This window comes from Skermanella sp. (genome assembly GCF_059503625.1).
Genome location: NZ_JCACHA010000734.1, coordinates 1 through 10689, shown reverse-complemented (window position 1 = coordinate 10689; position 10689 = coordinate 1). Strand labels below are relative to the sequence as shown.

The 10689-nt window shown below is 65.8% G+C and carries 9 protein-coding genes; 8 read left to right on the top strand and 1 reads right to left on the bottom strand.

From position 1 onward, the window contains the following. Positions 1–33: 33 nt before the first annotated feature. Complete coding sequence (locus tag AC5JJ6_RS25040; RefSeq protein WP_496044671.1) at positions 34–1527, top strand: PAS domain-containing sensor histidine kinase; 1494 nt, start codon at positions 34–36, stop codon at positions 1525–1527. Positions 1528–1668: 141 nt separating this feature from the next. Beyond that, entirely contained in the window at positions 1669–2682 is a 1014-nt protein-coding gene (locus AC5JJ6_RS25035) for a CAP domain-containing protein (RefSeq protein WP_496044670.1), read from the top strand. A gap of 130 nt (positions 2683–2812) precedes the next feature. Here AC5JJ6_RS25035 and AC5JJ6_RS25030 read toward each other — a convergent pair whose 3' ends face one another. Then, positions 2813–3349, bottom strand: a complete 537-nt coding sequence (locus AC5JJ6_RS25030) for a hypothetical protein (RefSeq protein WP_496044669.1) — start codon at positions 3347–3349, stop codon at positions 2813–2815. Positions 3350–3847: 498 nt separating this feature from the next. Between AC5JJ6_RS25030 and AC5JJ6_RS25025 the strand changes: the two genes are divergently transcribed. From AC5JJ6_RS25025 to hypF, 6 genes are all read left to right on the top strand, one after another. Next, positions 3848–5278, top strand: a complete 1431-nt coding sequence (locus tag AC5JJ6_RS25025) for a bifunctional enoyl-CoA hydratase/phosphate acetyltransferase (protein ID WP_496044668.1) — start codon at positions 3848–3850, stop codon at positions 5276–5278. A 101-nt stretch (positions 5279–5379) separates the two neighbouring features. Then, complete coding sequence (fabI, locus tag AC5JJ6_RS25020) at positions 5380–6201, top strand: enoyl-ACP reductase FabI (protein WP_496044667.1); 822 nt, start codon at positions 5380–5382, stop codon at positions 6199–6201. 9 nt (positions 6202–6210) lie between these two features. Next, the gene (locus AC5JJ6_RS25015) at positions 6211–8019 is read left to right on the top strand and encodes a PHA/PHB synthase family protein (RefSeq protein ID WP_496044666.1); all 1809 of its coding nucleotides are present in this window, start codon (positions 6211–6213) and stop codon (positions 8017–8019) included. A 172-nt stretch (positions 8020–8191) separates the two neighbouring features. Continuing rightward, the gene (locus tag AC5JJ6_RS25010; RefSeq protein ID WP_496044665.1) at positions 8192–8485 is read left to right on the top strand and encodes a hypothetical protein; all 294 of its coding nucleotides are present in this window, start codon (positions 8192–8194) and stop codon (positions 8483–8485) included. Positions 8486–8614: 129 nt separating this feature from the next. Next, positions 8615–9109: a hypothetical protein gene (locus tag AC5JJ6_RS25005; RefSeq protein ID WP_496044664.1), complete on the top strand. Its 495-nt coding sequence runs from the start codon at positions 8615–8617 to the stop codon at positions 9107–9109. A 20-nt stretch (positions 9110–9129) separates the two neighbouring features. Beyond that, on the top strand, positions 9130–10689 hold a 1560-nt coding region (gene hypF, locus AC5JJ6_RS25000; protein ID WP_496044663.1), incomplete at its 3' end, for a carbamoyltransferase HypF.

The following is a 10689-nucleotide window of genomic DNA, read 5'->3' as shown; positions in this document are numbered from 1 at the left end:
CGTCAGAGAATTCCGTGACAAGGAGTGCGAGCTTTGACGTATGATATCGAGGCTCTGCGGACAGTCATCGGTCTGTTGAAAGACCCGGCCCTGCTACTCGATCCCAACGGTCGCACGCTTGCCATGAACCGGCGCTCGGCCGAGCTGCTTCGTGCCTGCCCGGAAGCTTTTAGGAAGAAGAATGCCGACGGTGAAAGGTTCTTCGATGGCTTTCCTGCCGATGGCGGCATCCCTTGGGAGACGGCGGCAAGGATCGTGATTACTTCCGGAAAGCCGGTTCATCGTGAGGGCGTCATCCACGGCCGGCGGTTCGACGTCGTGCTGGAACCGCTGGCCGGATCGGATGGGCGGCCCTGCGCCATCCTGTGCCATGCGGTCGAGCAGGCCCGCCCGGAACCGGCCGGGAGCGGCGGCGGCGATGGAGCCGGCCTCCAGTCCATACTCGATCAATTCCCTTACGGTATCTTCTGGAAAGATGCCCATTCCCGGTACGTCGGCTGCAACAAGCCCTTCGCCGATGCGACTGGACTTGCCGATCCCGGTGAAATCGCCGGCTTGTCGGACTTCGACCTCTTCGATCCCGAACTCGCCAGGACCCTGCACCGGGAAGACCAGGAAGTGGTGCGGAGCGGCCGGGTGCTACGCAAGGTGGAACAGCAGGTCACATGGTCGAGCGGCAGGAGCCTGGACGTAGAAAAGCTGAAACTGCCGCTCCGGTCCGGAACGGGAGATATAATCGGCGTCCTCGGCATGGTCGAGGACGTGACGGCCCGGCGGGAAACCGAGGAGCGCCTGAGAGCGGCCAAACAGGAAGCGGAGCGGATCAGTGCCGCGAAATCCAGTCTCTTCGCGGCAGCCAGCCATGATCTGCGGCAGCCGATACAGGCCATGAGCCTGTTCGTCACCCTGCTTGGGAACCGTGTCGCCGATCCGGCGGCCCGCGCCCTTGTCGAGAAGCTCCGGCAGAGCATGACCGAATACACGACGATGCTGGACGCCCTGATGGATTTGTCGAAGCTGGAGACCGAGACGCTCGATCCGGTCATCATGCCGATCCGTCTCCAGGATCTCCTGCGGCGTCTGGACGATGAGTTCGCGCCGCTGGCTGCCGAGAAGGGGCTGCGGCTGACCGTCGTGCCGACCAGCCTGTCCGTTCGCAGCGATCCGATGCTGCTGGACCGGATGCTGAGGAACCTCATCGCCAATGCGATCCGCTACACCGACAAGGGCCGAATCCTGGTCGGCTGCCGGCGGCGCGGAAAATGCGCCTGCATCGACGTCCAGGACACAGGCATCGGCATTCCCGCCGACAAGCTGAGTCATATCTTCCGCGAATTCTACCAGATCGGGCACGACGCTTCCGATGCCAGGGAAGGCGCCGGTCTGGGATTGGCCATCGTGCGCCGGATCTCCGTGACCTTGCATCACGAGGTCAGCGTGTCATCCCGCGTCGGCCATGGGTCGCGCTTCAGCGTCGAAGTCCCGATCGAAGTCAGCCCCGCACCGGTCGCTTCTCATGAGGGATGATCTGCCTAAAATTCGCTCATGCAGTTACTTAAACTTGTCTCACCCTCAAACTTGACTCAAAAAGGCAAGTCAAAGTAGCAATTCGGCATCAATCCAGATATGGAAATGGCAATGCCCGAACCTACCGCATACGATCAATTTTTGCTTGAGCTGATTAACAAGGCCCGCGCCAACCCGACCGCCGAGGCTTCCAGGCTCGGTATCACGCTGAACCAGGGTTTGAACTCCGGCCAGATCTCCACGACCGCCAAGCAGCCGCTCGCCTTCGACGGCGACCTCGTGGACGCCGCCCACAATCATTCGAAATGGATGCTCGATACCGATACCTTTTCACACACGGGCGCCGGCGGATCCAGCTTCACGACCCGCATGAAGGCCGAAGGCTATGTCTTGTCCGGCAGCTGGACGGCGGGCGAGAACATTTCCTGGGGCGGCAGCTCAGGCACGATCAACCAGCTGACGCATACCCAGGCGCGGCACGACTCACTGTTCAAAAGTCCGGGGCACCGCGTCAATATCCTGAACGACAACTTCAAGGAAATCGGCACCGGCGTCGAGTTCGGGAAGTTCGGCGCCTACAACGCGTCGATGGTGACGGAGGATTTCGCCAGGACCGGCACCGCGTCGTTCATCACCGGCGTCGCCTATGACGACCGCAACGACAACAATTTCTACACGCCCGGCGAGGGACGCGGCGGCATCAAGGTTTCGGCGGTTTCCACCGGAACGGCCACTCCGGTCACGGTGACCGACATCACCGGCGCCGCCGGCGGGTACGACATCGCGGTCGCTCCCGGCACCTATAAGGTGACGTTCTCCGAAGGCGGTCTGGCGGCCCCGATCGTTCGAACCGTCACCGTCGGCAGCAAGAACGTCAAGATCGACCTGATCGACGCACCCTCCGCCACGGCCTCTTCCGCCGCGGGCCAGGTCGCCGGCGTCTCGGCTTCCGCTTCCGATGCGCTGGACTTCACGGCACTGGCCGGAAATGCCGGAAAGCACGGCGCAGGGCATCACGCCGGTGCGCTCCACCCTGGGGCCGCTCACGGTCACGACGGCGCCCACCAGACCGCACCCATCGATTACGCCCAAGCCATGCTGGCCCTGATCGGCGTTCCCCGCGGACATCATCAGGACGATTATCTGGCGGCGTAAGCGGGACAATCCGGCAATTGGCCGGTGTAGAGAGAAGCGGCACCCGGCATCGACGCTCCTGCTTGTCGGGTGCCGCTTCGCTCTACACCGACCTACGGCTACCCACTCCCCAAAACAGCCCTGAGGCGCATCAGGCCAGCGCCGCCGCCGTGACTTCCTCCAGGTCGTCGATCCATTCGCTGCCGAAGCGGACCAGCGGCCGGTCCGTTCCGGCGCGTTCGCTCAGCAGGCATAGTTGAATATGCCGGTCGTCGGCGCCGCGGGCGCCCAGGACCATCGTGAAGGTCTCGCCGGCGACCACGTGCTGGAACCGGGACTGAACCGTCCCGTGGGGCAGCGGCGCTATCTGCGGCAGCACGGCGGACGCACTGCGGAAGGCGTAGCCGTGCTCACCCTTGTGGCTTCCCTGGGGCTTGCCGCACTGCCCCAGCGTCGCCTTCGTCGCCTTGATCAGATCGCCGAGACGGGACAGAACAGCCGCGTCGAAGCTTTCGCCGCAGGCGTGCCATAAGCCGCCGTTGCCTTCCAGCAGGGTCGCGATGCCGGCCTCGAACGTGGGGTCGGTGGCATCGACGCCGATGGCGAAGTGCTTGCCCAGCGCCGTGGTGGTGAACATGCCTTCCATCTGCCTGGAACTGAGACGGATATCATGGTCCGCTTGCGTCATATGTTCGTCCTCTGGGTTCGGCCCATCCGGAAGCGGCGCGGCCATCTCCCCGTGGCGGCGCCCCCTTGACCCGCACGCTCCGCGTATCGGGCAGGGGATGACGATGATGCGCCCAAACCTGCCCGGACCGCCAGCCGCAAAGCACCGGGAGCAGGATGTCGGGACCTTGATTCGAGGCTGTGTCCGCCGGGATGCGGCGCCTTTGCTCGATACTTGATCTTCAGCCCAAAATTAGAGCGATGACTTTGTATGCAAAACGGCGGCAGTTTTAATACTTCTGTCATTTAAGATTTGATCTAGATCAATAATGCAAAGACAGCCTTTTTAGGCCGATTTTGTTTAACCAACTTTTTATGTTGCAGTGCAAAATTGCGGCATGGCGCTGAACGCGCCGGGACCTTAAGTCGAAGGGGCATGCGGCTTTCCGGACCGTGAGGGCGAATTCGCGTCGTCACGACCTGGGAGCATGCTCCGAGAGCAAGAAATTGGATCGATATTATGGATACCTTCCAACCGGAAAAGCCCGTCTCAGCCCCAGTCGTTTCGGGACTCCTTGAGAACGTAACCTATGACGAGATCGCCATCGGCCAGACGGCGTCGCTGTCGCGCGTGCTCGACCATAAGGACATCGAGCTGTTCGCCCGGGTCTCCGGCGACACCAACCCCGCCCATCTCGACGCCGCCTACGCGGCGGAGACGATCTTCAAGGGCGTGATCGGCCACGGCATCTGGTCGGCCTCGATCGTCAGCGCCGTGCTCGGCACCTGCCTGCCCGGTCCGGGCGCCATCTATCTGAGCCAGGACCTCAAGTTCCGCCGTCCGGTGAGGCCCGGCGACCGGATCACCGCGACCGTCACCGCCAAGGAAAAGCGCGACGACAAGAAGATCGTCGTCTTCGGCTGCGAAGTCGCCAACCAGGCCGGCGAAGTCGTGCTGAGCGGCGACGCCACGGTGATCGCCCCGTCCCATAAAGTGATCCGCCCGCGCATCCACCTGCATGAACTGCGCGTCCTGGATCATGCGGGACACGACGCCCTGCTGGCGAAGTGCCAGGGTCTGGAACCGATCCGCGCCGCCGTCGTATTCCCGACCGACGAGGTTTCGCTGCGCGGCGCCATTGAGGCGGCGGACGCCGGCCTGATCGTTCCCGTGCTGGTCGGCCCCGAGACCGTCATCCGCGCCGTCGCCGAGCGCCACGGGCTGGACCTGTCGGCCGCCGTCATCGTCCCGGCCGCCGACCCGGTCACCGCGGCGACCACCTCCGTCGCCCTGGTGCGCGATGGACAGGCGGAGGCCCTGATGAAGGGCAACCTGCATTCCGACATCCTGCTGGGCGAAGTGGTCCGCCGGGACTCCGGCCTGCGCACCGGACGCAAGGTCAGCCACGTCTTCGTCATGCACGTCCCCGGCCGGATCAGCCCGCTGCTGGTGACGGACGCCGCCGTGCTGATGTACCCGACGCTGGACGAGAAGGTGGACATCGCGCAGAACGCGATCGACCTTGCCCACGTGCTGGGCATCGACGTGCCGCGTGTCGCGGTGCTGTCCGCCGTGGAGACCGTAAGCTCCAAAATTCCGAGCACGCTCGACGCCGCGTCGCTGACGGTCATGGCGGCACGCGGCCAGATCCGGGGCGCCGTCGTGGACGGTCCGCTGGCTTTCGACAACGCGGTCGATCCGGAAGCCGCCCGCATCAAGGGCATCAAGAGCGAGGTCGCGGGCCGCGCCGACATCCTGCTGGTCCCGAATTTCGAGGCCGGCAACATGGTCGCGAAGGAATTGTCCAAGATCGCCCAGGCCGACGGGGCCGGCGTCGTGATGGGCGCCCGCTGCCCGATCGTGCTGACCAGCCGGTCGGACGACGAACGCACCCGCGTCGCGTCCTGCGCCGTCGCCGTCCTGGTCGCCCATGCCCGCAGGGGCGCCTGAGCCCTTCGGTTCCTCCGACCCCGGCGCCGTTCGCGGCGCCCCCGAATTCTCAAGACCCCGACACTTTCAGACCCCGACACTTTCAGACTAGGAGCCTAGCGATGCCTGACACCATCTCCCCCGCCGTCGGCGCTGCCGTTCGCGCCGTCCGCGTTCCCGACCTTTCCGGCAAGCGCGGCCTGGTCGTCGGCATCGCCAACGCCAGCAGCATCGCCTATGGCTGCGCCAAGGCTTATCGCGACCTGGGCGCCGAACTGGCGGTGACGTACCTGAACCCCAAGTCCGAGCGCTTCGTGCGCCCGCTGGCCGAGGAACTGGATGCGTCGATCGTCATGCCCTGCGACGTCACGGCCGAGAACGAGCTGGAAGCCGTCTATGCCGAGATCGATCGCACCTGGGGCAAGCTCGACTTCATCCTGCACTCCATCGCCTTCGCGCCGATGCAGGACCTGCACGGGCGGGTGATCGACTGCTCGCGCACCGGCTTCATGAACGCCATGGACGTCTCGTGCCATTCCTTCATCCGGATGGCCAGACTGGCCGAGCCGCTGATGGAGAAGGCCGGCGGCGGCAGCATGCAGACCGTGTCCTATTTCGGCGCCGAGAAGGTCGTCGAGCACTACAACATCATGGGGCCGGTCAAGGCGGCGCTGGAAAGCGTCACCCGCTATCTGGCGGCCGAACTGGGTCCCAAGGGCATCCGCGTCAACACGCTGAGCCCCGGCCCGCTGGCGACCCGCGCCGCTTCCGGCATCGACCATTTCGACGACCTGATGGTCAAGGCGACGGAGCGGGCTCCGACCCATCACCTGACCACCATCGAGGAAGTCGGTTCCTACTCCGCGTTCCTGGCGACCGATGCCGCCAAGTCGGTGACCGGCCAGCTCGTCTATATCGACGGCGGCTACAACATCATCGGTTGAGCTGAGATCATGACCTCCCAGACCACTTTCCCCGAAGCTCACCTCCCCGACGCCGCCGCGATGTCGGAAGCCCTGAGCCAGATCGTCGAGCACGGCAATCACATCCTGGCCGAGGCGGCCGGCAAGGCCGGGTCCGGCGGAAAGGTCTCATCCGATCCGCTGCACATCGGCGACGTGGCGCTGGCCGCCGCGCGCTCGGTGATGGCCGATCCGTTCCGCATGCTGGCGGCGCAGACCGACCTGCTGTTCGATTGCGGCAGGCTGTGGCGCAACACGGCGCGCCGCCTGCTGGGGGAGGCGCCCCTGCCGGTCATCGTGCCGGACAAGGGCGACCGCCGCTTCTCGAACGCCGACTGGACGGAGGTCGCTGCCCTCGACAACGTCAAGCAGCTGTACCTGCTGTGGTCCCGCTTCCTGACCGACAGCATCGGCGACGCCAAGGCGCTCGACCCGCACATGGCGCGCAAGGTCCAGTTCTATACGCGCCAGCTGATCGACACCCTGGCTCCGACCAACAGCCCGCTGACCAACCCCGAGGTGCTGCGCGCCACGGTGGAGAGCGGCGGCCTGAACCTGGTGCGCGGCATCCAGCACATGCTGGAGGACATGGACCGCGGCCATGGCCGGATGTCGCCGAAGATGACCGATTTCGACGCCTTCCAGGTCGGCCGGAACATCGCGACGACTCCCGGCAAGGTCGTCTACCAGAACGACCTGATGCAGCTGGTCCAGTACACGCCGACCACGGCTGATGTGAACAAGCGTCCGCTGCTGATCGTGCCGCCCTGGATCAACAAGTTCTACATCCTGGACCTGCGCGAAAAGAACAGCTTCATCAAGTGGGCGGTCGATCAGGGCCATACCGTCTTCGTGATCTCCTGGGTCAATCCGGACGGGCGGTTCGCCGCGAAGAGCTTCGAGGACTACATGCTCGAAGGTCCGCTGGACGCCCTCGACCAGATCGGGAAGGCGACCGGGGAGAGGTCGATCAATGCGGTCGGCTATTGCCTGGGCGGCACGCTGCTGGCGTCCACGCTGGCCTACCTGAGCCGCAAGGACGGCGGCAAGGACCGGGACCGCATCGCGTCGGCGACCTTCTTCACGACCATGACGGACTTTTCCGACGTGGGCGAGATGTCGGTCTTCATCGACGAGGAGCAGATCTCCAGCATCGAAGCCGGCATGGCGGAGAAGGGCTATCTCGACGGCTCCGCCATGGCGTCGTCGTTCAACATGCTGCGCGCCAACGACCTGATCTGGTCGTTCGTGGTCAGCAGCTACCTGCTGGGCAAGGAGCCGCTGCCGTTCGACCTGCTGTACTGGAACAGCGACAACACCCGCATGCCGGCGGCCATGCACAGCTTCTACCTGCGCAACATGTACCAGAAGAACCTGCTGGCGAAGCCGGACGCCGTCACGCTGGCGGGCGAGCCGATCGACCTGCGCCGGATCGAGACGCCGTGCTTCTTCCTGTCCGCCCGCGAGGACCACATCGCCCCGTGGAAGTCGACCTATGCGGCGACCCAGGTGTTCGGCGGGCCGGTCAAGTTCGTGCTGTCGGCGTCGGGCCATATCGCCGGCGTCGTCAACCCGCCGGCCGCCAACAAGTACTGCTACTGGACCGGCGCCGACCTGCCGGCGGCTCCCGACAGCTGGCTGGAAGGTGCGGCCCGCACCGAAGGCTCGTGGTGGCCGGAATGGAACGCCTGGGTCGGCGGCTACGGCGAGGGCAAGGTGCCGGCCCGCCAGCCGGGGTCCGGCGAACTGCCCGTGCTGGAAGACGCGCCGGGCAGCTACGTGGCGGCTCGAATCGAATAGCCGCTTTCTCGCATGGCGGCCTTGCCGGGGGAACTCCTTGGCATCGCCGGCATCCGGGCTAAATGGATGATGTCGCCGCTCCGGCGCCCGTGACACGGCGCCGGAGCGGCTTCGTTTTCAAGGCAGCGTAGCAAGCGAATGTCGGAAGCAATTGTCAGGGATCGTATCGAACGTGCGTGAGAGAGGTCAGGGAGTTCCGCTATCCGATCTGATGGAGCCCCTGCTGGGAGCATCGGACGGAAACGACGGCGAGGTGCTGGATGCCGTCAACCTCGTGGCCGAAGCCATCGCGGCATTGGGCATCACGGTGACCGACGCGCAGGGGCACCCGCTGCCCGGCGTCACCGACACCGTCGCCGTGCTGGCCATGCTTCAGCAGTACCGGCAGCAGCTTGTCCGCCGGGGCCGGATGGAGGACGCCGTCGGCCTGGGCGATCTGGCGAAGCGGATCGCCGCACTGAAGTAGAAGTGCGGAGTCCGATCGGACGGTAATCACTTTTAAAAGAATTCGTCCCAATATGCCGACGCAACAACTGAGGGCGTCGTCGTGGGGTTTTCGTCGATCCGGCATATTCCCGTTTATCTTGAAGCTGACATGGCGGCGCCGATCGCCGCATGCTCGATGAGCAAGGCGCGGATACTGATCAATGACTACGCGGCAAAGCTTGGGGCGATCAACGGCCGGTCAGGCCTGTCCATCGTTTCCGCCGATATTCTCAAGGACCATGTCGGGCCGCTTCTTCAACTGATTTCGCCGGCGGCGGCGGGAGCTTCGAAGTCGGCGGAAGGCGATGCGCCGGTCCCGTCCCATCGTCCCATGAACGACCGCGAGGTGATGGAGCTTCTGGTGGAAGCCGCCGACCTGACGCGCGATGCCGTCGGCGGCTTGAGCGAACGGACCATCGCCGAGCTGCGCGAGATCAGGCAAAGGCTGTCGGATGCCGTCCCCGGCATGACCTTCCCGCGCCCGACCGCCGGCCCGGTCGCCAGCAAGCTGAACCAGTTGCTTCAGATCTTCAGTCAGGCCCAATCCGACAGGAAGCTGGACGACGTGGCCACGATCAGGAAGATTCAAGCCCTGACGTGGTGACCGAAGCCGAAGCCGGGTGAATGGCGAAGGACGAAGACAGCCAGAGCGAAGACGGACGCATCCGTGTCCGCGTCCGTGGACAGGTCCAGGGCGTCGGTTTCCGGCCGCATGTCTTCACGCTCGCCCGCCGCTTCGGCCTGACCGGCTGGGTGCTGAACGACGCGGAAGGCGTCCTGCTAGAGGTGCAGGGGGCTGCGGCCGCGGACTTCCTGACAGCGCTGACGGCCGAAGCGCCGCCGCTTGCCCGGATCGACGCGGTGGAGGTGGAGCCTGTGCCCTTGCTGCCCGGCGAGAGCGGGATCGAGATCCGGCACAGCCGGACGGGCGGCGGCATGGCCACGGGCATCGGTCCCGATGCCGCGGTCTGCCCGGACTGTCTGGCGGAACTGTTCGACCCCGCCGACCGCCGCTACCGCTACGCCTTCCTCAACTGCACCCATTGCGGCCCGCGCTACACGATCACGCGCCGGCTGCCCTACGACCGGCAACAAACCTCGATGGCCGGGTTTCCGCTATGCCCGGCCTGCGCCGCCGAATACGGCGATCCCGCCGACCGCCGGTTCCACGCGCAGCCCACGGCCTGCCCGGCCTGCGGGCCGCGCCTGTCGCATCCGCCGGAGGAGATCCTGGACCATCTATCCGCCGGGCGGATCGTCGCGATCAAGGGCCTGGGCGGCTTCCATCTGGCCGCCGACGCCGCCAGTGGCGATGCGGTCGAGCGGCTGCGGCGGGTCAAGCAGCGGAACGGCAAGCCCTTCGCCCTGATGGTCGCCAACGCGCGGTCGGCCGCGCGGTTCGTCCACCTGGACGCCGATGAGCGCCGGCTGCTGGAGAGTGCGGCCCGGCCCGTCGTGCTGCTGCGCCGCCGGGCCGATGCGCCGCCCCTGACACCCGTAGTATCTCCCGCCATAGCGCCCGATCTGGCATGGCTGGGCGTCATGCTGCCCTACACTCCCCTGCATTACCTGCTGTTCCACGAGGCCGCCGGACGGCCGTCCGGTACCGGATGGCTGGACGAGGTTCAGGATCTGACGCTGGTCATGACCTCGGCCAATCCCGGCGGCGAACCCCTTGCGATCGGCAACGAGGAGGCGCACCGGCGGCTGGCCGGCATCGCGGATGCCGTGGTCGACCACGATCGCGACATCGTGGTCCGGGCGGACGACTCGGTCGTGCGGATGGTGGCGGGCGCTCCCGCCTTTCTGCGGCGCGGCCGGGGGTTCGTGCCGGTGCCGATCCGGCTTCCCCGCGCCGTTCCGCCGGTTCTGGCGGTCGGCGGGCACCTGAAATCCACGGTCTGCGCGACGCGCGGGAGCGAGGCGTTCCTGTCGCAGCATATCGGCGATCTGGACAACGCGGCGACCGTGGACTTCCTGGAGGAGACCGTCGGTCACCTGCTTCATGTGCTCGGGGTGGAGCCGGTGGCGGTCGCCCACGACCTGCACCCCGATTTCCACTCCACCCGCTTCGCCGAACGGCTCGGCCTGCCGGCGGTCCCGATCCAGCACCATCATGCCCATGTCGCGGCCGTGCTGGCGGAACATGGGGTGGAAGGACCGGCGCTGGGGCTGGCGCTCGAC

Coding starts and splice junctions, on each gene's coding strand:
- AC5JJ6_RS25005 (WP_496044664.1), top strand. CDS start 8,615: ATGGCGGCGCCGATCGCCGCATGCTCGATGAGCAAGGCGCGGATACTG.
- AC5JJ6_RS25015 (WP_496044666.1), top strand. CDS start 6,211: ATGACCTCCCAGACCACTTTCCCCGAAGCTCACCTCCCCGACGCCGCC.
- AC5JJ6_RS25030 (WP_496044669.1), bottom strand. CDS start 3,349: ATGACGCAAGCGGACCATGATATCCGTCTCAGTTCCAGGCAGATGGAA.
- AC5JJ6_RS25025 (WP_496044668.1), top strand. CDS start 3,848: ATGGATACCTTCCAACCGGAAAAGCCCGTCTCAGCCCCAGTCGTTTCG.
- fabI (WP_496044667.1), top strand. CDS start 5,380: ATGCCTGACACCATCTCCCCCGCCGTCGGCGCTGCCGTTCGCGCCGTC.